Source organism: Bacillus sp. AFS023182 (genome assembly GCF_002560575.1).
Lineage (GTDB): Bacteria > Bacillota > Bacilli > Bacillales > Bacillaceae_G > Bacillus_A > Bacillus_A arachidis.
The window spans coordinates 18,757-39,609 of sequence record NZ_NTRO01000035.1 but is presented as its reverse complement, the minus strand read 5'-3'; the positions used below and the strand labels follow the sequence as shown (position 1 = coordinate 39,609).

18 protein-coding genes and 4 pseudogenes are annotated in these 20,853 nt (G+C 34.6%); 19 read left to right on the top strand and 3 right to left on the bottom strand.

Translation table 11 applies throughout. The features are described 5' to 3' along the window. Nucleotides 1-165: 165 nt before the first annotated feature. From CN288_RS17610 to CN288_RS17585, 6 genes and pseudogenes are all read left to right on the top strand, one after another. Nucleotides 166-1,632 carry an aminoacyl-histidine dipeptidase gene (locus CN288_RS17610; RefSeq protein ID WP_098302725.1) on the top strand — a complete coding sequence of 489 codons (1,467 nt, stop codon included), beginning with the start codon at nucleotides 166-168 and terminating at the stop codon, nucleotides 1,630-1,632. 323 nt (nucleotides 1,633-1,955) lie between these two features. Then, nucleotides 1,956-2,147, top strand: a pseudogene (locus tag CN288_RS30235) (metallophosphoesterase); the annotation flags it as partial. Between the two features lie 369 nt (nucleotides 2,148-2,516). Next, complete coding sequence (locus CN288_RS17600) at nucleotides 2,517-2,768, top strand: hypothetical protein (protein WP_026590832.1); 252 nt, start codon at nucleotides 2,517-2,519, stop codon at nucleotides 2,766-2,768. Between the two features lie 176 nt (nucleotides 2,769-2,944). Continuing rightward, nucleotides 2,945-3,670, top strand: coding sequence for an ABC transporter ATP-binding protein (locus CN288_RS17595; RefSeq protein ID WP_026590833.1), 726 nt, complete (start codon nucleotides 2,945-2,947; stop codon nucleotides 3,668-3,670). Further along, entirely contained in the window at nucleotides 3,667-4,686 is a 1,020-nt protein-coding gene (locus tag CN288_RS17590; protein WP_026590834.1) for an ABC transporter permease, read from the top strand. The genes CN288_RS17595 and CN288_RS17590 overlap by 4 nt, the downstream gene beginning before the upstream one ends. A gap of 24 nt (nucleotides 4,687-4,710) precedes the next feature. Next, a complete protein-coding gene (locus tag CN288_RS17585; RefSeq protein WP_098302724.1) occupies nucleotides 4,711-5,370 on the top strand; it encodes a TetR/AcrR family transcriptional regulator in 660 nt (219 codons plus the stop codon). 312 nt (nucleotides 5,371-5,682) lie between these two features. Here the strand turns inward: CN288_RS17585 and CN288_RS17580 are convergent. Together CN288_RS17580 and CN288_RS17575 are read right to left on the bottom strand one after the other, a co-directional pair. Further along, nucleotides 5,683-5,950: pseudogene (locus CN288_RS17580) on the bottom strand (hypothetical protein). 102 nt (nucleotides 5,951-6,052) lie between these two features. After that, a pseudogene (locus CN288_RS17575) lies at nucleotides 6,053-6,802 on the bottom strand (pre-toxin TG domain-containing protein); the annotation flags it as partial. Between the two features lie 404 nt (nucleotides 6,803-7,206). Here CN288_RS17575 and CN288_RS17570 point away from each other — a divergent pair. From CN288_RS17570 to CN288_RS17530, 9 genes are all read left to right on the top strand, one after another. Beyond that, nucleotides 7,207-8,175 (top strand): YbgA family protein, encoded by a 969-nt coding sequence (locus CN288_RS17570; protein WP_098302723.1) that lies wholly within the window; start codon nucleotides 7,207-7,209, stop codon nucleotides 8,173-8,175. A 216-nt stretch (nucleotides 8,176-8,391) separates the two neighbouring features. Next, nucleotides 8,392-9,537: an acyl-CoA dehydrogenase gene (locus tag CN288_RS17565; RefSeq protein ID WP_026590837.1), complete on the top strand. Its 1,146-nt coding sequence runs from the start codon at nucleotides 8,392-8,394 to the stop codon at nucleotides 9,535-9,537. A 15-nt stretch (nucleotides 9,538-9,552) separates the two neighbouring features. Beyond that, nucleotides 9,553-10,890: an acetyl-CoA carboxylase biotin carboxylase subunit gene (locus CN288_RS17560; protein ID WP_098302722.1), complete on the top strand. Its 1,338-nt coding sequence runs from the start codon at nucleotides 9,553-9,555 to the stop codon at nucleotides 10,888-10,890. A gap of 27 nt (nucleotides 10,891-10,917) precedes the next feature. Continuing rightward, nucleotides 10,918-11,133 (top strand): acetyl-CoA carboxylase biotin carboxyl carrier protein subunit, encoded by a 216-nt coding sequence (locus CN288_RS17555; protein ID WP_026590839.1) that lies wholly within the window; start codon nucleotides 10,918-10,920, stop codon nucleotides 11,131-11,133. 22 nt (nucleotides 11,134-11,155) lie between these two features. Further along, entirely contained in the window at nucleotides 11,156-12,067 is a 912-nt protein-coding gene (locus CN288_RS17550; RefSeq protein ID WP_026590840.1) for a hydroxymethylglutaryl-CoA lyase, read from the top strand. A gap of 4 nt (nucleotides 12,068-12,071) precedes the next feature. Next, nucleotides 12,072-12,860, top strand: coding sequence for an enoyl-CoA hydratase (locus CN288_RS17545; protein WP_026590841.1), 789 nt, complete (start codon nucleotides 12,072-12,074; stop codon nucleotides 12,858-12,860). Nucleotides 12,861-12,862: 2 nt separating this feature from the next. Further along, complete coding sequence (locus tag CN288_RS17540; protein WP_098302721.1) at nucleotides 12,863-14,404, top strand: acyl-CoA carboxylase subunit beta; 1,542 nt, start codon at nucleotides 12,863-12,865, stop codon at nucleotides 14,402-14,404. Nucleotides 14,405-14,452: 48 nt separating this feature from the next. Beyond that, complete coding sequence (locus CN288_RS17535; protein WP_098302720.1) at nucleotides 14,453-16,393, top strand: AMP-binding protein; 1,941 nt, start codon at nucleotides 14,453-14,455, stop codon at nucleotides 16,391-16,393. Between the two features lie 168 nt (nucleotides 16,394-16,561). Next, entirely contained in the window at nucleotides 16,562-16,966 is a 405-nt protein-coding gene (locus tag CN288_RS17530; protein ID WP_176527691.1) for a hypothetical protein, read from the top strand. A gap of 392 nt (nucleotides 16,967-17,358) precedes the next feature. Here CN288_RS17530 and CN288_RS17525 read toward each other — a convergent pair whose 3' ends face one another. Next, nucleotides 17,359-18,036 carry an ArsR/SmtB family transcription factor gene (locus CN288_RS17525; RefSeq protein WP_098302719.1) on the bottom strand — a complete coding sequence of 226 codons (678 nt, stop codon included), beginning with the start codon at nucleotides 18,034-18,036 and terminating at the stop codon, nucleotides 17,359-17,361. A 94-nt stretch (nucleotides 18,037-18,130) separates the two neighbouring features. Here CN288_RS17525 and CN288_RS17520 point away from each other — a divergent pair, with 94 nt between their 5' ends. The 4 genes and pseudogenes from CN288_RS17520 to CN288_RS29670 all read left to right on the top strand — a co-directional run. Next, nucleotides 18,131-18,751, top strand: a complete 621-nt coding sequence (locus tag CN288_RS17520) for a flavin reductase family protein (RefSeq protein ID WP_098302718.1) — start codon at nucleotides 18,131-18,133, stop codon at nucleotides 18,749-18,751. 11 nt (nucleotides 18,752-18,762) lie between these two features. After that, nucleotides 18,763-18,951 carry a hypothetical protein gene (locus CN288_RS17515; RefSeq protein WP_090689374.1) on the top strand — a complete coding sequence of 63 codons (189 nt, stop codon included), beginning with the start codon at nucleotides 18,763-18,765 and terminating at the stop codon, nucleotides 18,949-18,951. Nucleotides 18,952-19,042: 91 nt separating this feature from the next. Continuing rightward, nucleotides 19,043-19,672, top strand: a complete 630-nt coding sequence (locus CN288_RS17510) for a Type 1 glutamine amidotransferase-like domain-containing protein (RefSeq protein WP_176527690.1) — start codon at nucleotides 19,043-19,045, stop codon at nucleotides 19,670-19,672. Next, nucleotides 19,671-19,989 (top strand): annotated as a pseudogene (locus CN288_RS29670) (DDE-type integrase/transposase/recombinase); the annotation flags it as partial. The gene CN288_RS17510 and the pseudogene CN288_RS29670, both read left to right, overlap by 2 nt. Nucleotides 19,990-20,853 lie beyond the last annotated feature (864 nt).

Genomic DNA, 20,853 nt, shown 5'->3' with positions numbered 1-20,853 from the left:
TTATAAAAATTATAACAATATTCTGTGAAAAAAGTGTAGGATAGTTTTGTTAAATAGGATCGATAGGTTTACATCTTTCATAAAAAGTAAAATGATGAAGCGTGGTATAATGATAAAGAAAAGAATAATTTAAAATTCAAAGATTTATTTGAGAGGAGCTTTACAATGTATTCTACTTTAGAACAATTAACAAAGCACCCTGTATTTTATCATTTTGCAGAAATTTCAAAGGTTCCAAGAGGATCTGGAAATGAAAAAGAAATTAGTGATTACTTAGTGAAATTTGCAAAAGATCGTAATTTAGAAGTTGTACAAGATGAAGCTTTAAACGTAATTATTAAAAAGCCAGCAACTAAAGGGTATGAAAATGTTCCAGCAATTATTATCCAAGGTCATATGGATATGGTTTGTGAGAAGAATCAGACAACAGTTCATGATTTTGAAAAGGACCCAATCGAGTTACGAATTGTTGGCGACATGTTGTATGCAAATCAAACGACTTTAGGTGCGGATAATGGAATTGCAGTTGCATATGCATTAGCGCTTTTAGATTCAACAGATATCGATCATCCAGCACTAGAAGTTGTGATTACAACAGAAGAAGAGACAACAATGGGCGGAGCTTTTGCTGTTGATCCAAAGCACTTTGATGGAAAAATATTTATTAATATTGATTCTGAAGAAGACCATAAATTACTAGTGAGCAGTGCAGGAGGAGCAAAAGCAGTTGAAACAATTTCTGTTGTTTGGGAAGAAATATCTGCGGATTTAGCTGCATATCGTTTATATGTTGGAGGGCTAAAAGGCGGCCATTCGGGTATGGAAATTGATAAGCAACGCGGTAATGCAAACAAAGTTTTAGGACGAGTATTGCATGATTTATCGAATGAGATCCAATTTAACATGAGTGAAATCCATGGTGGATTAAAAACAAATGCAATTCCACGTGAAAGTGTAGCAACAATTTTATTATCTGCAAATGATGTACATAAGGCAGAAGAGAAAGTTGCAGATTGGACACGCATTTTACAAGAAGAGCTACGTGCTATTGATCCCGATGTACATGTGTCTCTTACGAAATTAGAAGAAAAAGTAGAAAAAGTATTTGCGAAAGAAACACAAAAACAGCTTATATCTTCTTTATTCTTAATTCCAAATGGTATTCAAAGTATGAGTATGGATATTAAAGGGCTTGTAGAAAGCTCAACAAATTTAGGAGTTATTGAAACATTACATAATGAAATTAAATTACGAAACGAAGTAAGAAGTTCAGTAAGTAGTCTAAAGCAGCATATTACGAATGAAATTAAGTATATTGCAGAATTGGTCGGAGCAAAGTTTGAGAAGGAATCAGAGTATCCAGAATGGCCATATAATCCAAACTCATCGATTCGTGATTTGTTTGAAAAAGTGCATAAAGAAAAATATAATAAAGATGTTGAAATCTTCGCAGTACACGCTGGTATCGAATGCAGTGTATTTGTTCAAAAAATGCCTGAATTAGATGCAATTTCATTTGGACCAGATATTTTCAACGTTCATACGCCGGATGAACATATTAGTATTTCTTCTGTTATTAATAACTGGGGATACTTCATTGATGTAATGAGAGAAACAAAATCTTTAATATAAATATGAATGAATCGAACTGTCTAAGATTTTCTTAGGCAGTTTTTTGATGTATTTATAGGATTTCTCACACGGATAGGGTGAATAGGTGATGTCAGTATTTGCAAATTTAGCTGGCAAGGGAACTAAGAAAGTGATAATTTCATGTACTGTATTGGAAAGAAAATAAAACATTATATTCAAAAAACACAATAGTATCTATTCTATCAAGATAAGTTATATAATAAAATGCTAATAATACGATTTGAAAAGGAATGCTAAAAAATACATACTGATTGCACCTTTATAAGGAAGCGAAATATGAAAAAAGATATAAAAGGTTATTCATTATAAGTATATTAGTAGTAGGAGTTAGTGCATTTTCATATCTATAAAATAATGTATTAAGTATAGGAAAAGTATTGGTAACATCAAGTAAAATACCTGCTAATTTTAAAGGGTTTAAAATGGTCCAGTTGTCGGATTTACATAGCAAAAAATTTGGAGAAAATCAGAAAGTTTTAATTGAGAAAGTAAAAAAGTAGCGGTTTAGGGAATAGCATCATTCCTCAAAGGGTTTTTAATAGACCGGAGATTGTAGTCGTACAGTTTAATTAATTTGTACGACTTTTTTATTTGTTTTCGATGAAATTACTGTTATCTATTCACCAATACTCTTTTGATAGAAAATAGTATTGATGATGGAGAAATTTACATGAAAGATTGAAATTCTCTATAAAGTACAAGTATCCATTACAGTTTTGTTAAATTTTTTCAACGCTACATAAACTAACAAATTTTGACGTCCTTTCTTTGTTATAGTTTAAATAATTAAAATAATCAGTTTTCGTTCGAATAAAAATGTTTATGACTTGTGCATATAAAAAATATTATAAAGGAGTGTACACATGTATAAAGAATTTGAAATTGAGGAATACACTGCAATTGAGGAGCAAATTCATTATTATAGTCAAAGTTTATTAGTGAATCATCCTGAGCAAATAATAAAGTATTTGGAAAAAAGGCTAGAAAAATATACGGAAACTTTAAAATATGCACATTTGTATCCAGAAAAAGTTATTTTACCTATACAACAACTAATTATTGAATATTCTTTAGATGTTGCTAGAATTAGAAAATATTTAAATTTAAAGACTTAATTTGTAATCATTTGAAATGAATCAGAGTCGACTCTGATTCATTTTCTATAACAAACTTAGTTGTTAGAAGTTTAGATTGAAAAAAAATAATACTCATAAAAGAAATTTGACATATAATAATTCAAGCGTATAATCAAAGTGAGTACTCACTCATTTTATAAAAGGAGGAGATTTTATTGCAACAACCTTCTGTTATTTTGCAAGATGTATCAAAGCGTTTTGGAAAAAAAGAAGTTTTGCATAATATTTCACTATCTGTAGCAGAAACAGAAATTTTTGGTTTAGTAGGCCCTTCAGGTTCTGGCAAAACAACACTTATCAAAATGATTGCTGGTATTAGTGAATCGACGACAGGTGAAGTAACAGCTTTAGGAACGAAAATGCCTAATTTAAACGGTATGAAGCAAATAGGCTATATGGCACAGGCTGATGCACTGTATGAAGAGTTATCTGCTTATGAGAATGCAGATTTTATCGCAACAATGTATGGATTGAAAGGTAAACGTAAGAAAGAGAGAATTGAAGAAGTTTTTACATTAGTTGAATTATCAGAGCATGCTAAAAAACAAGTGCAACACTTTTCAGGTGGGATGAAGAAACGGTTATCTCTAGCGATGGCACTTTTACATGAACCAAGGCTTTTAATTTTAGATGAGCCAACGGTTGGAATTGATCCAGTTCTTCGTAAATCTATTTGGGAAAAATTCCATGAACTCAAAGGACAAGGAACAACGATTATTGTGACAACACATATTATGGACGAAGCTGAATTTTGTGAACGTCTTGGATTAATTAGAGATGGGAAGCTAATTGCAACAGGAACCCCAAATGATTTAAAAGATCGAACTTCATCAGGACGGATTGAAGATGTCTTTCTATTGGAAGGAGCGGTTGAATCATGAGAATTGGTGGTGTAATTATTCGGATTATTCGGCAATTTTTCCGGGATAAACGATCGTTGGCAATGATGTTCGGAGCGCCAATGTTACTCCTTTGGTTATTATCGCTTGTGTTTACACAAAAGGATTATACTCCTCATATTGCATTAATAGATGCTCCAGCACCTATAGTGGAATCAATGAAAAAGCAAGATGCTACCATCTATGAGTATAATAAAGATAAAGCGTATTCTAAGTTGAAAAATCAACAAGTAGATGCCATTATCACTTTAAAAGATGGAAAAGTGAATGTGTTGCTAGAAGGTAGTGATTCTTCAAAAAATCGTGCCGTGCTACAGACATTACAAAAGGCCACAGAAAAAAATGATATGCCTGGTATGAAACCAGAAATTGATTTTTTACATGGTTCCGCAGATTTCACGATGTTTGATGGACTCGGACCGGTATTAATTGGCTTTTTTACATTCTTCTTTGTTTTTATTTTATCAGGAGTTTCCTTTGTACGAGAACGTTTAAGTGGGACGTTGGAAAGATTATTATCTACTCCAGTGCGCCGCTGGGAAATTGTTGTTGGTTATATAATTGGATTTGGTATTTTTGCGTTTTTACAGTCTGTTATCATTGTAAGTTTCTCTGTCTATATTCTTGATTTATATGTAGCAGGATCACTGTGGCTTACATTACTCATTACATGTATGCTTTCACTAACAGCGTTAACACTAGGTACTTTTTTATCGGCATACGCCAATAACGAATTTCAAATGATTCAGTTTATCCCACTGGTCATCGTACCGCAAATTTTCTTTTCAGGTTTATTTCCAATGGAATCAATGAATAAGTGGCTACAAATGCTTGGAAAGTTATTTCCGCTCACATATGGTGCTGATGCGATGAGACAAGTGATGATTCGTAATCAAGGATTTGCTGAAATTGCGGGAGACCTTTGTGTATTATTTCTTTTTGCATTACTATTTACAATAGGGAATATATTTGCTTTGAGGAAACATCGTAGAATATAAATTTTATTAAAAGGGGCATGATGCATGAAAAAAGATTGGTTAGAGGAGTTAATTGCTGCTACAGATACAGATAAGCGTAATGAACGACAAATGCGTATATTAGAAGCAGCGGTTGATATGTTTGGAGAAAAAGGGTATGCATCCACTTCAACAAGTGAGATTGCAAAGCGTGCTGGTGTAGCGGAGGGAACGATCTTCCGCTACTATAAAACGAAAAAAGATTTACTTTTAGCGGTTGTAATGCCCACATTAACAAAGTTCGCTGCACCATTTTTTGTACAAGCTTTTGCAAAAGAAATACTGGAGAATACGTATGAAACGTATGAAGAGTTTTTAAGAATAGCAATACGAAATCGATTTGAATTTGCTAAAAAACATTTTCCAATGCTAAAAATTTTAATGCAAGAAGTACCATTCCAGCCAGAATTAAAAAATGAAATACAACAATTAGTGGAAAAAGAACTTTTTTCCCGGTTTAAAAAACTAATTTTACATTTTCAAGAACAAGGGCAAATTATTGAAATGCCTACACCTTCAATTGTGCGCTTTACTTTATCTTCTATAATGGGGTTAATTTTAACTCGATTTTTATTATTACCTGAAGAAAAATGGGACGATGAAGTAGAGATTGAAAATACAATTCAATTTATATTGTATGGACTAACACCACGAACGTTGCGATAACAACGTTTGTGGGTTTTGATTTTCATATTTGCAAACATTGACTATCCCAAGATACTGTTAACCGCGTTTTTACTTTCTTAAATGCAAATGTACAAAGAAAGAACATTCAATTCGTACATCCGCTCGTATTGCAGGTTCAAAATTACCAATCAGTGCGTTAGCAATAGCAAGTTATGAATCTGTAAACAATACGCAAAAAGAAATTTTGAATAATATGCCACAACAAGATATGCGCTTTATTATCTTTTATTCTATTTTTGCACCAAAACCTTTTTTATTTACTATTCTCTTTGTACAATAAATGAGTAGCTGTTATCTCCATCGCCATGCGATTGTCGTATCTTCGATGTGAATAGCTGGAATATCAATTCCTAGATATTTCCCCTCATTTTCATCGGAAATAGACCGATTTTCATCGTATAGAAATTCAGGATTGATACTTTCAAAATCAAATGTACTATCCTCATCTACCATTTCATGAAAATATTCCTGAAATGGAAATGTATTGTTCCATACATGGTGTTTCTACAAAAACATCTGTGATTTCGCCTATTTCAGTATCTTTAAAGTATAATTTCATATTTGCACCTTCTTATTCAGGAATTTTGAAATAGTCTTTTGGTATTTCACCTTTTATCAAATACTCATTGTCTCTTTTAGTCCACTTTAGAGCAAGGTTTTTTCAATGAGATGTCGTTATTTTATCTTGTTTAATTAAACGCTCGATTTGTTTTGAACTTAAGATTGCTACATCTTTTATATCTCTATTACGGATTGCTGTTCGTAAACCATTAAAGATTCCTTTACCAACGGGTGTAAGGCCTGCAAAAACCATGACACCTGCCCCACCACGTTTCCACCATGAAAGTTTTTCTCCCGTGTCAGGGTCCACACCTTCTATAACACACCTTACATCATATTCACCCGAAAGTTCACCCGTTAAATCCCTGGCTGCTTTCTTTAAATCATCGCCATTTTCTTCAGAAGAAGACGTATAATCTACTGTCTCACTTTCAACTAGATTGTCACCTTCAAGAGTTTCGGATTGGTGAGCTCTATCTTCTGTAATTTTTTGAATAGATGCCGTCCACTCCATGTTCAACCCTTGCGTACTAAATGTGCCACTTGCCGGACTAAAGCCTTTTCCGCTTTGGACTTCCGCTAGACCCGTCGCAATGCTAGCTGCTAATTGAATTGCTGTACTATAGTTATTGCTAGAGGTCTGATTGAATTGATACAGATGATCTAACTTTTCTTGAAATTTTTGCCTCATGACAGTAAAAAGATCCGCCATAGCGTCCATACCCGGGATTGGCATAGCTTGACTGACTGTTTCCATACTTGTTTTCATTCGGTCAATTTCTTGAATTTGTTCTAATATTTCTTGTTCGATTACATCCGTTGAAGCTACCTGTGATTGAAATTGACAAGGAAGGGGAGTGCCTAGTATGTATGTCCATTATCTTACTGTTCTTCATAGGAACACCCCTGGAAAAATATTGTTTTAGTTATAACAATAAATGGTTAAATTCTCCTCCAAAAAATACAGTTTGTGTAAAATGTGTTTCTCGTAGTTCTGAACAAGGAAACAAGAATTAATCTGATATAGCGTAGAGGTAAAGAAGGGGAGAAGATTATAATAGAAGAAATATAAAAAAAGTGCTAACAAGTTTGCAAATGAACTTGCTAACACTTATATGAAATAGATATTAATTATCGCTGATATGTCACTCATATTTAGTCATAATAAAAAGAGAAAATACAAACTAACTTTGCTTAGAATACTCATCGTAGTCCAATTTATATTATACGAATTAACGCCGTGGGGGTAATAAAATGCGACAATTTGCAAAACCAACAGTTGTTGTAAGTAAATGCCTAGAATTTGATGCTTGTCGTTATAATGGAGAAATGATTTCAGATGTTACAATTCGAAATTTACAACCATTTGTTACATTTATTCCGGTATGTCCTGAAGTAGAGATTGGATTAGGAATCCCTCGTGAAACGATTCGGATTATTGAAGATGAAGGAATCCACAAACTTGTACAACCTTCAACTAAAGAAGATGTAACAGAAAAAATGCAAAGTTTTTCTAATCAATTTTTAGGTTCTTTACCAGATGTTGATGGTTTTATTTTAAAGAATCGTTCTCCAAGTTGTGGAACTAGAGATGTGAAAATTTATACAGGATATGAAAAATCACCAATAAAAGAGAAGGGTGCTGGTTTGTTTGGTAGCGCTGTATTAAAAAAATTTTCGCATATTGCAATAGAGGAAGAAGGTAGATTGTCGAATTTTATTATCCGTGAACATTTCTTTACTAGGCTGTTTACAATCGCTAATTTTAAAATATTAAAACATAATAGAAACTTGAAAGATCTCATACATTTTCAGTCTGATAATAAATATTTATTTATGGCATATAATCAAGTGAAACAGAAAGAATTAGGGCGTATTATCGCGAATCCCAAAAAGGAAAAGATTGAAGTTGTTTTTGAAAATTATGAGAAGACTTTGCATGAATTGTTAATGCGCACACCGCGCTATACATCGAATATAAATGTATGTGCGCATATTTTGGGATACTTTAAAATGAAGTTAAAGAAACAAGAAAAAGAGCATTTTTTAGGATTACTTCACAAGTATGCTGAAAAGAAAATTCCACTTAGCAGTTTGCTTGCAATCTTAAAATCATGGGCGATTCGATTCGAAGAAAATTATTTATTACGACAAACATATTTTGAACCGTACCCTGAAGTATTAGTAGAAATCTCAGATTCAGGAAAAGGAAGAGATTATTAAAGAAAAAACCTCATAATTCGACAAAGAAATTCCTATGTTGTTGTAGAACAATGTAGGAATTTTTTTGTGCATGAGTACAGAATCTGTTTTAAAATTAAATTATGACAGAATTATAACAATTATCTAACTACTATCCTTATCTTTTAAAAAGCAATGTTTGTAGTACAGACTCGCACGCTGTCGAAACTCAATATTCGATAAGGGGTGTGTAGCGGAATGGAATTTACTCTAACTCGCGAAAAACAAATGATTAAAGAAATGGTACGTGACTTTGCTGAAAAGGAAATCGCACCAAAAGCTGTGTATTATGATAAAACAGCTGAGTTTCCATACGAAACGTTTCAAAAAATGGGCGAACTAGGTTTGTTAGGAATCCCATTCCCGGAAGAGTATGGAGGTTCTGGCGGCGATACTGTATCGTACGCATTAGCTGTTGAAGAAATTGGACGTGCTTGTGGCGGTACAGGCTTAAGTTATGCTGCAACAATTTCATTAGGTGCCTCTCCGATTTATTACTTTGGTACAGAAGAACAAAAGCAAAAGTATTTAATCCCGATGGCATCTGGAAAAACATTAGGTGCTTTTGGTTTAACAGAACCGAACGCTGGATCTGATGCAGGTGGCACACAAACAAAAGCATTTTTAGATGGTGATGAATACGTAATTAGTGGTGAAAAGTGCTGGATTACGAATGCGGAGTATGCAAATACAATTATTGTAACCGCTGTCAACGGTGTTGAGGAAAATGGTAAAAAACGTATTTCTGCATTTATTGTACCGACAACAAGTGAAGGTTTAACGATTTCAAGTCCATACGATAAGATGGGGGTTCGCGCTTCTAATACTTGCGAAATCGTACTTGATAGCGTTCGTGTACCGAAAGAGAATATTCTTGGTGATGTGAATAAAGGATTTAAGCAATTTTTATATACACTTGATGGAGGTCGTATTTCCATTGCGGCATTAGCTGTAGGGATTGCACAATCTGCTTTTGAGCGTGCACTTCAATATGCGAAAGAGCGTCAGCAATTTGGAAAAACGATTTCTAATTTCCAAGCGATTCAATTTAAACTGGCAGATATGGCTACTGAGGTGGAATTAGCGCGTAATTTAGTACATAAAGCAGCTTGGTTAAAAGATCATGATAAACCTTTCGGTAAAGAAGCAGCTATGGCAAAACTTTTTGCATCTGAAGCAGCTAGTCGTATTGCGAATCAAGCCGTGCAAATTCACGGTGGATATGGTTATATGCGTGAATATGAAGTTGAGCGTCATATTCGCGATGCAAAACTTTTAGAAATTGGCGAAGGAACTTCTGAAATTCAACGTCTCGTAATTGCAAGACATTTAGGATGTAGATAAAAGGGAGGGTTCACTATGTTTCAAAAAATCTTAATTGCTAATCGTGGTGAAATTGCAGTTCGTATCATTAAAACTTGTCAAAAACTTGGAATACGTACAGTTGCTATTTATTCAGAGGCGGATGAAAATGCACTTCATGTCAAACTAGCAAATGAGGCTTATTTAGTTGGTGGTCCGCGTGTCCAAGAGAGTTATTTAAATCTCGAAAAAATTATAGACGTTGCGAAGAAAACAAATGCTGAAGCGATTCATCCAGGTTATGGATTATTATCAGAAAATCCATCCCTCGCGATTCGTTGTAAAGAAGAAGGACTTGTATTTATCGGCCCTTCTGAAGAAATTATTGCTAAGATGGGTAGTAAAATCGAATCGCGTCTGGCAATGCAAGAAGCAAATGTTCCTGTTGTACCAGGAATCACAACAAATATTGAGACTGCTGAGGAAGCGATTGAAATTGCGAAACAAATTGGTTATCCATTAATGCTGAAGGCATCCGCGGGCGGCGGAGGCATTGGAATGCAGTTGATGGAAACTGAGCAAACGCTCACCAAGGCATTTGAGAGTAATAAAACGCGTGCGCAAAACTTTTTCGGTAATGGTGAAATGTACTTAGAGCGTTATATTGCAGACGCGCATCATATCGAAATTCAGCTTCTAGCTGATACTCATGGAAATACAGTGTATTTATGGGAACGTGAATGTTCAGTACAACGCCGAAATCAAAAAGTGATTGAGGAAGCACCATCTCCATTTTTAGATGAAGCGACTCGTAAAGAAATGGGAGAAGTTGCTGTACAAGCAGCAAAAGCTCTTGGCTATATAAATGCAGGTACTGTTGAATTTCTTGTAGATGACGAGAAAAACTTTTATTTCTTAGAGATGAATACGAGATTACAAGTAGAGCATCCCGTTACCGAAGAAATTACCGGTCTAGATCTTGTTGAACAGCAATTACTTATTGCATCTGGTGAAAAGCTTTCCTTTACACAGGACGATATAAATTGTAGTGGTCATGCCATTGAAGCGCGTATTTATGCGGAGGATCCAAAAACATTTTTCCCATCACCTGGGAAGATTACGGACCTAACGTTACCAGAAAAAGTGCGCATTGATCACTTTTTAGAAAATAACGTGACAATCACACCGTTCTACGATCCAATGATTGCAAAAGTAATTGCTCATGGTGAAACACGTCAAGAGGCAATTGAAAAACTACAGAATGCACTTCAAGAACTGAAAGTGGAAGGCATTAAGACGAATACACCAATGCTACTGCAAGTATTAGAAGATGAAGTATTCCAAAGTGGAATTTATACAACAGGTTTTGTAACAAAACAACTTGTAAAAAAATAAGGTTTATGAATATTAAAGGGGGAAAAAATGATGACAAAAGTGTATGCATCGATGGCAGGTAATGTTTGGAAGATTGTTGTGGGAGTAGGAGATACAGTAGAAGAAGAACAGGATGTCGTCATTTTGGAATCTATGAAAATGGAAATTCCAATCGTTTCAGAAGAAGCCGGTACAGTCATGAAAATTAATGTGCAAGAGGGCGATTTTGTTAATGAAGGAGATGTATTAATAGAGATTGAATAGGGAGAAGAAGGGGGGAAATGTATTGAAGCTACCTACTTTTGCTGTCATTAAAGAAGTTGGACCACGTGATGGTTTGCAAAATGAGAAGAAAATTGTTGGCACAAAAGATAAAGTGAAATGGATTCAATTACTTTCAGAAGCTGGAGTATCGTATATTGAAGTTTCCTCGTTCGTTCACCCAAAATGGGTTCCTGCTTTAGCTGATGCAAGTGATGTGTTTTCAGAGTTAAAGCAGAAACCAGACGTTACATATGCTGCGCTTGTTCCAAATCAAAATGGTTTGGAACGAGCTCTTTTGCAAAATGTAGATGAGGTGAATGTTTTTTTATCAGCAAGTGAATCACATAATAAAAGCAATATCAATAAGTCTATTAAAGAAGCATTATCTGTTATAAAAGATATTACAAAGCAGGCACAATTTGCAGGTAAAAGAGTAAGAGGTTACGTTTCTACTGTATTTGGTTGTCCTTATGAGGGGGATGTAAGCATTGATGCTGTAGATGAGTTATGTAATCAGCTCTTCTCATATGGCATTTATGAAATCTCACTTGGGGATACGATTGGTGTAGCAAATCCATTGCAAGTAGAGTATGTATTAGAACATTTACTTAAAAAATATGATTCTTCTCAATTCGCAATGCATTTTCATAATACGTACGGGATGGCGCTTGCAAATGTCGTTCAGTCATTGGCATACGGTGTTACGACATTTGATAGTTCTTGTGGTGGTCTCGGTGGTTGTCCTTATGCACCAGGAGCCTCAGGAAATGTTGCAACGGATGATCTAGTACATATGCTCCATCAAATGGGGGTACAAACCAATATAAATGAAGAAAAATTATTAAAAGCTAGCCAATTTATTCAAAGTAAGTTAAACATTCAATTGCCAAGTCATGTGTATAAAGCATTGCAACATAAAACAATAAGTAGGTGATAAAATGTTACAATTGCAAAATATTTCAGTGAATTATATAACACCGCATATTGTAAAAATAACATTAAATCGTGAACGACAAGCAAATTCGTTATCTCTTGCACTATTGGAAGAGTTGCAATCTACACTCACTCATATTAATGAAGAAGCTGATGTTCGTGTTGTCATTTTAACAGGAGCGGGCGAAAAGGCATTTTGTGCCGGAGCGGATTTAAAAGAACGTGCCAATATGAATGAGGAACAAGTACGTCATGCAGTCGGAATGATTCGTTCCACAATGGATATGGTTGAGCAATTATCACAACCAGTTATTGCTGCAATAAATGGAATTGCACTTGGTGGTGGTACTGAATTAAGTTTAGCGTGTGATTTTAGAATTGCAGCAGAAACAGCAAGTCTTGGACTTACTGAAACATCTCTAGCTATTATTCCAGGAGCCGGTGGTACGCAACGACTACCAAGACTAATTGGTATTGGTAGAGCAAAAGAATTAATTTATACAGCAAGACGTATTTCAGCAAATGAAGCGAAGGAATACGGAATGGTAGAATTTGTTGTACCAACAAACTTACTAGAAGAAAAAGCAATTGAAATTGCAGAACGTATTGCTAGTAATGGCCCAATTGCTGTTCGATTAGCAAAAGAGGCAATTTCAAATGGTTTACAAGTGGATTTGCACACTGGACTACAAATGGAAAAGCTGGCGTATGAAGGTGTGATTCATACGAAAGATCGATTAGAAGGACTACAGGCATTTAAGGAAAAACGTAAGCCGATGTATAAGGGGGAGTAAATGTGCTAGAACAAAAACAACAATCTAATTCGTTTGCAGAACGTGTTGAAACAATTAAACAAGGCGGAGCTCCGAAATATCATGAGCAAAATAAAGAAAAAGGAAAAATCTTTGTTCGGGATCGTTTAGCTCTTCTATTTGATAATGGCGAGTATGTAGAAGACGCTCTCTTTGCAAATTGCGAGCAGTCAGGTTTACCGGCAGATGGGGTTGTAACTGCTACTGGTAAAATACACGGACGAACTGTATGTGTGATGGCGAATGATTCAACAGTGAAAGCTGGATCTTGGGGTTCTCGTACAGTTGAAAAGATTTTACGTATCCAGGAAACAGCTGAAAAGTTACGTGTACCACTGTTTTATCTAGTTGATTCTGCCGGTGCTCGTATTACGGATCAAGTTGAAATGTTCCCAGGCCGCCGCGGTGCAGGACGTATTTTTTATAACCAGGTGAAGCTGTCGGGTAAGGTACCGCAAATTTGTTTATTATTTGGTCCTTCAGCAGCTGGTGGTGCTTATATTCCTGCTTTTTGTGACGTTGTTATGATGGTGGAAGGAAATGCATCCATGTACTTAGGTTCACCGCGCATGGCTGAAATGGTTATTGGTGAAAAAGTAACATTAGAGGAAATGGGCGGTGCTCGTATGCATTGTTCCGTATCAGGATGCGGAGATGTGTTATGTAAAACAGAAGAAGATGCAATTGCTCAGGCAAGACAATATATTTCATATTTTCCAAGTAACTATCAAGAAAATGCTCCTGCGACTAAGCCTCAAGAACCAAAGCAGTTCGAAAAAACGTTAGAACAAATCATCCCAGAAAATCAAAATGCTCCTTTTAATATGAAAGATCTTATTAACCGTATTATCGATGAAGGTTCTTTCTTTGAAGTGAAAAAGTTATTTGCGCAAGAACTCATTACAGGATTAGGACGAATCGATGGGAAACCTGTTGGTATTGTTGCAAATCAGCCGCGTATGAAAGGTGGCGTATTATTCCACGATTCTGCTGATAAAGCAGCAAAGTTTATTAACTTATGTGACGCATATCATATTCCATTATTATTCCTTGCCGATGTGCCTGGATTTATGATTGGAACAAAAGTGGAGAGAGCTGGTATTATTCGTCACGGTGCGAAAATGATTTCTGCAATGAGTGAAGCGACAGTACCGAAAATTTCAATTGTTGTTCGTAAAGCATATGGTGCTGGTTTATATGCAATGGCAGGCCCAGCTTTCGAGCCGGATTGCTGCCTTGCGTTGCCGACGGCTTCTATTGCTGTAATGGGCCCTGAAGCTGCTGTCAATGCTGTATACGCGAATAAAATTGCAGCGCTACCAGAAGAAGAGCGTGCAAGTTTTATTGCAGAAAAACGTGAAGAATATAAACAAGATATTGATATTTATCGACTAGCATCAGAAATGGTGATAGATGGTATTGTTCATCCGAATGATTTACGTGAAGAATTAAAGAAACGCTTTGAAATGTATATGAGTAAATATCAAGTATTTACAGATCGGAAACATCCAGTTTATCCAGTATAAAAGCCCTATTAAGGGCTTTCTTATTCGAAATATGAGGAGGGGAAAACAGTGAAACAAGCGGTATGGTTTCCAACAGAAGAATATAAAGAGAAAACGCGTTTACACGGATGGATGAAATCGCTGGGTTATGACGATTATGAAGCATTTTATAACAAGTCAATTGAAGAAACTGCATGGTTTTGGGGAGAAGCAGAACGTGCAGTTGGCTATCAATGGATGAGGCCGTATACAGAAGTGTTAGATTTAGCAAACGGTACACCGTTTGCACAGTGGTATACAGGGGGAACGTGCAATGTAGTTGAATCTGCTTTATCTCGTTGGCTTGCAGATGAAGAAACAAAAAAACAACCTGCCCTCATGTATGAAGGTGAAAATGGAACAACAAAAACATTTACATATGAAGAACTTGATAGCTGGGTAAGCCACGTTGCGAATGGTTTGAAGCATATGGGCATTGAAAAAGGTGATCGTGTAACAATTTACATGCCGATGATTCCAGAAACAGTTGTTGCTATGTTAGCAGTAATGAAAATCGGTGCAATTATTTCTCCGATTTTTTCTGGATTTGCAGCTGATGCAGTTATGACGCGTGTACAAGCAGCAGGATCCAAAATGATTATTACAGCTGATGGATTCTCACGCCGCGGTAAAATCGTTTCATTAAAAGATGAGGTGGATAAAGCGTGTGAACATTGTCCGACTGTTGAGAAAGTTGTGATTGTCCGTCATGCCGGAAATAATTTTACACCTCACAATTATGATCTTTCCTGGAGTATTCTTGAAAAGGAAAAGCCATTTACACATGCTGAAGAAATGAAAAGCGATGATCCGCTTATGCTCATATATACATCGGGAACGACTGGTAAGCCAAAAGGAACGGTACATACGCACGCTGGATTCCCTTTGAAATCAGCATTTGATGCAGGATTTGGTATGAATATTAAGCAAGGTGATCGTGTGTTATGGATAACTGATATGGGCTGGATGATGGGACCATTTTTATTATTTGGTTCCCTTATTAATGGGGCAACAATGGTCATGTATGAAGGTGTTCCAGACTATCCAGAAGCAGATCGATTATGGGAAACTGTCGATCGATATCAAATTACACATCTTGGAATTTCTCCAACATTAATTCGAGCATTGATGGCAAAAGGTGATGAATATGTAAAGAAACATTCTCTGGAAAGTTTAGAGGTATTTGCATCAACAGGTGAACCGTGGAATCCTGATCCTTGGATGTGGCTTTTTGAAACAGTTGGAAAAGGAAAGGTACCAATTTGTAACTATTCAGGTGGAACCGAAATTTCTGGTGGAATCTTTGGAAACGTGTTAGTTAAACCAATTGCGCCGATTAGTTTTAATGCATCATTACCAGGAATGGCAGCTGTTGTATTAGATGAACAAGGCAATCCGATTCTTGATGAAGTTGGCGAATTGTGTTTAGAAAAACCATGGGTTGGAATGACGAAAAGCTTCTGGGAAGATGACGAGCGCTACGTTAATACATATTGGTCGCGCTTTGATAATAAGTGGGTACACGGTGATTGGGTAATCTATGACGGTGAACAATATATCATTACAGGACGTTCCGATGATACATTAAATATTGCAGGAAAACGCATTGGACCAGCTGAATATGAATCAATTCTTGTAAAACATCCTAATGTAATAGAAGCTGCTGCAATTGGTGTACCAGATGAGGTGAAAGGGGAAGTCTGCCATTGCTTTGTTGTTTTACAAGAAGGAATAAAATTTACATCTGAACTAAAAAAAGAATTATTGAATTTAGTAAACTCTCATATCGGAAAGGCGTTATGTCCAAAAGATATTCATGTTGTAGAGGACTTGCCGAAAACACGAAATGCTAAAGTAATGAGACGGGTAATTAAAGCAGCATACTTAGGGAAAGAGTTGGGAGATTTATCTTCGTTAGTGAATCCAGAAGTTGTATCATATATTCAGGGGTTACAATCTGAGCAAGTATAAAAAATAAATAACGAACTCTTTTTTATAAGAGTTCGTTATTTATTTTTGGATATTCTATATTCTTTTCTATTGGATAACCGTTTATTTTTCTACCTCCTATGTTTTTGTCTTTATCATTTTCATCCTTTTTTTCATATTGTGTAGTAAAAGAATAAAGGAGTGGAAATTATGGGTTGTCGTGATGAATGGTTTGAAAAAACCCATTCTAAATGCCGGGATCACAAAAAGCATTCTAAATGCTGGGATGATAATGATGATTGCTTGAAGAAATTTAAAGAGTGCAAAAAAGATCATAATGAAAAATGTGATTGTTGCTGTACAACTGGTATTTTCCGTAAGTTAAGGGAACTAAGAGATAGTTTTAATTTAGTTACTTTGATTTTAAGAGGAACTATAATTGAAATTGTTGGTGTTGTTGAATCTGTAAATTGTGATACTGTTACCATAAGAACCGGTCGTACTACACGCAGCACAGTATCTCTTTGTGAGATTATTGCAGTTAGTGAACAAGAACCAGAAATTGCTTCTGAAATACATGCAGAGCTTCTTAACATTGTAAAAAAGAATAACTAGTTTTCTTTAAAAGAAGCTATTTTCAAAAGCGAATGGCTTCTTATTTGTGATTCTCATAATTTAGTAGGTAAACTTATATGTGTAAAAAATTAATAGTAATGAGAAAATATCGAATTTATACAGGGGAGCTAACCAATGAGTAGATACCACATTGGGCTTTTTAGGACTCTTCTAATTGTACAAACGCTTTTCATCCTTTTACATATAGTATCAAATAGAGTTCATTATTTTAATGAATTCTACGACAGCTCTAGCTCCTAGCACGTTTACCGTAATCACATTAGATTCTATTATTTATGATTACTGGTAAGAAGTAAAACTCGCAAGCTTTGTGGTATAAGGAAGCGAGTTTTCTTCTGTATATAGGAGAATTGATTTTTGTAATAAAAAATTCATTTTATAAGAAATGTACGCAATATTTGTTGTTCTCCTAAATGTGTTACATGTATAGCTCTCGTTTTCGGGGCTTTTGTTACCCAATTTTGTTCTAACATTCTTTCTAATATAGCTTTTCCTAAGGCTCCTGCTATATGGTGTTGTCTTTCAGTCCAATCTAAGCAACATTTTGAGAATGCTCGTCTTTTCCTGTATAATGAATCCAAGTCAATACCAAATTCTTTGAAAAATAATTGTCCCTCTTTAGTCACCTCAAATTGTAAATTTTCCTTAACTAATATGTTGTTATTCAAAAGTGAATTTGTAATTTCAACACCTAATTTCCCAGCTAAATGGTCATAGCAAGTTCTGGCATATTGAATTTCTCTAGTCTCTTTCGATTGCTTTAAGGATTGAATTTGTTCTGGGGGAGCTAAATATAGTATTTTTTCTAGAGATTCTGCTATTGTATGATTGGTTATTTTGTAATAACGGTGTCTTCCATGTTTCTCAACATCTATAATTTCTGCTTCATATAGTTTTTGAAGATGAAAGCTAGCTGTTTGTGGTTTGATTTTTGCGGCATGTGCTAATTCAGTAGCTGGGTGTGGACGACCATCCAAAAGTTGAATTAAGATGGTTGCTCGTGATGTATCACTAATAAGAGAAGCTATTTTTGCTGCGTTTACATTCATTTGCATCACTCCTTATTTTACATCCATATTTCGATGATAATGGAATTATTTGTGTTTTACAATACAAATAAATATCGAATTTAGGAGTGATAGTATGAATGCTAAAACAGAGAAACTGTTATGTAAAGAAATAAAACCAAAGATTTTATACTATGGAATGCCAATTTATTTATTATCGACATTAGATGAGGATGGAACAACAAATATTAGTCCAATGTCTTCTTCATGGGCTTTAGGAAACTATGTAATTTTAGGTATTGGTTTGGGAGGTAAATCGATTGAAAATCTTGAAAGGAATAGAGAATGTGTTATTAATTTACCTTCTTCATCGCAGTGGAAACAAGTGGAAAAAATCGCACCTTATACAGGATTAGAACATGTCCCAGTTTACAAACAAGAAATGGGATATACCTATCAAAAAGATAAATTTGCACTAGCTGGCTTGACTCTGCTAGATTCAAAATTTGTAAAACCACAACGTATTAAAGAATGCCCATTACAAATCGAAACAATCGTAAAACAAATTAGGATTCCAGAATATGATCCTTTCTTTGCAATTGTTGAAACCGAGATTGTTCATGTACATGCGCATGAAGAGATAATACTAGGGGAAAATCATATTGATCCGCAAAAATGGAGTCCATTATTTTATAACTTTAGGCACTATTTTTCGATAGGAGAAGAGCTTGGGAAGAATTATCGAGCTGAAAGTTAGTTGTATGTATTTTGAATGACAAATTATATACAATTGAAGTTTTTCGATGGACAGAAGATGAGGGATATGAATATTGGAATCCATTAACACGTAATCTATCTCTTATAGATTCAAAAGAACACGCAATTGAACTTGCTTATGAACATGTAAGACAATATACTTCTGAAAAAGTAATGATGAAAGGTGATATTAATACATAATTGCAGTTCTTTTTATAGGTGTCAGTGATAAACACTAGGCTTAATTAACTGAAAACAAGTAATTTACGAACTAGAAAATAGGGGGATTTTAGTGAGAAAAATAGTACTATATAGTGATCAAGTGCAAGAAGATAGAAAATTGGATTATGAACTTTTAAGATTATTAAATAAAGAAAACCCTTCAATAGCATATCTTCGATCATCTTCAGATGTAACAGGAAAGTATTTTAATTATGTAGTTAAATACTATAGAGAATTAGGAATTAGTAATGTAGAATATTTTGATTTAGATAAAGAATACGATGAAAGAAAGATTAATGACATATTTAATTATGATGCAATACATCTTTCGGGTGGAAACACATTCCTCTTTTTAAATTCCCTAAGAAAAAGAAATTTAATGCAGCCATTAAAATATTATGTGGAAAATGGTGGGATTTTGATTGGGGTTAGTGCAGGCAGTATAATAACAACTAAAAGTATTGATACAGCTCAATTTGTAGACAAAGATATAATAGGACTAGAGGATAGAAGCTCTTTAGGTTTTGTAGATTTTGATTTTCTGCCTCATTGGAGTGAGGAACAGAGTGAAAAATATTTAGATTTAGTAAGGGATTATTCCAAGTTGAAAAATAGGACAATTTATGCTTGTAAAGATGGTGCCGGGATAGTTATTGATGGAGAAAATATTAAATTGATTGGAAATATAATAAAAATCTAATCTGGTGAAAATGATGGAGGTAAGAGGATTATCAATTGATCATACAAAGATTATGCGCTGAGTTCATCAATATGGATCTCAATTAAAAGAGAAAGTACGACAGCATCTAAAACAGCAAATGATTCATGAAGAGTTGATGAAACCTATATTAAAGTAAAAATGCACTATATTTATATCGTTCCGTTGATTCAGAACAGAATACCATTGATTTTTATCTAAGTAAATCAAGAGATAAACAAGCAGCCAAGTGCTTTTTCAAGAAAGCCTTGGCCTTTTCGTACGTTTCTAAACCTCGTGTGATAACAGTAGATAAGAACTATCAAATTGATCAGATGTTTTTGATGTTGTTCAAACAGTTGCTGTAGTGTCTAAGTCCCTATCATTATCTTCGTTATTTGTTTGAAACACTTCCTAACATCGATTAAAACAATAAAGAGGAAATTGATAAAGTCTTGCCGTGATCAATGGATTTACCATCTAGTTGCAAAGTACCAAAAAAGTGAAGCAAACAAAAAATAACTCCAAAATCAACTTTTATTGTATATTTTGGAGTTACTTGACGTTTACATTGAAAACGGGTCGGAATTTTGGACATCCTTTCACAATCTAATATAATTAGGTAACCAAAAATCACCAATGAAAAGTTCTTATATTAAATAGAAAAGCCGACTTTCAATCCATAATTCTGGAAGGAATGAAATGAACCCAAAAAGTTTTACGATTCTTTTTAAATTAACGGTGAATATGGCCATTACTCTTTGTAATTCCATACCAATTAGACCCGAGGATGAAGCCACATTGTACCCGTGTTACCCTCAAAAATCATTATTTTTATTAACTCCTTTGATGGCACTCGCTACCCCAATAGCAATGAGATTAATGCAATTACAGTTGAAGAGGCTGAATGTTTCTTCAGTAAATTTTTATTTTGGGGATTTATTTTTTTAGTTTACTGAATTAATTGATTTATTTACTGGACTTTTTTCGCTCTTTTTATCGTAATAAAAAATGAGTGAATGTTAATAGTTATTAAAATCTTCGGATCCTTGAATTTCAATATGGGTGAATAGTGGCGGAAAATTAAATTGAAAATTATGAAAATTAATATTGCGCTTATTTTTTACCTCTGATATATTATATTTAAGTAAAAATTCAGTAAATTATTAATTTTTATTTACTAA

Coding starts and splice junctions, on each gene's coding strand:
- CN288_RS17590 (WP_026590834.1), top strand. CDS start 3,667: ATGAGAATTGGTGGTGTAATTATTCGGATTATTCGGCAATTTTTCCGG.
- CN288_RS17525 (WP_098302719.1), bottom strand. CDS start 18,036: ATGAATGTAAACGCAGCAAAAATAGCTTCTCTTATTAGTGATACATCA.
- CN288_RS17560 (WP_098302722.1), top strand. CDS start 9,553: ATGTTTCAAAAAATCTTAATTGCTAATCGTGGTGAAATTGCAGTTCGT.
- CN288_RS17545 (WP_026590841.1), top strand. CDS start 12,072: ATGTTACAATTGCAAAATATTTCAGTGAATTATATAACACCGCATATT.
- CN288_RS17585 (WP_098302724.1), top strand. CDS start 4,711: ATGAAAAAAGATTGGTTAGAGGAGTTAATTGCTGCTACAGATACAGAT.
- CN288_RS17600 (WP_026590832.1), top strand. CDS start 2,517: ATGTATAAAGAATTTGAAATTGAGGAATACACTGCAATTGAGGAGCAA.
- CN288_RS17520 (WP_098302718.1), top strand. CDS start 18,131: ATGAATGCTAAAACAGAGAAACTGTTATGTAAAGAAATAAAACCAAAG.
- CN288_RS17565 (WP_026590837.1), top strand. CDS start 8,392: ATGGAATTTACTCTAACTCGCGAAAAACAAATGATTAAAGAAATGGTA.
- CN288_RS17555 (WP_026590839.1), top strand. CDS start 10,918: ATGATGACAAAAGTGTATGCATCGATGGCAGGTAATGTTTGGAAGATT.
- CN288_RS17610 (WP_098302725.1), top strand. CDS start 166: ATGTATTCTACTTTAGAACAATTAACAAAGCACCCTGTATTTTATCAT.
- CN288_RS17570 (WP_098302723.1), top strand. CDS start 7,207: ATGCGACAATTTGCAAAACCAACAGTTGTTGTAAGTAAATGCCTAGAA.
- CN288_RS17530 (WP_176527691.1), top strand. CDS start 16,562: ATGGGTTGTCGTGATGAATGGTTTGAAAAAACCCATTCTAAATGCCGG.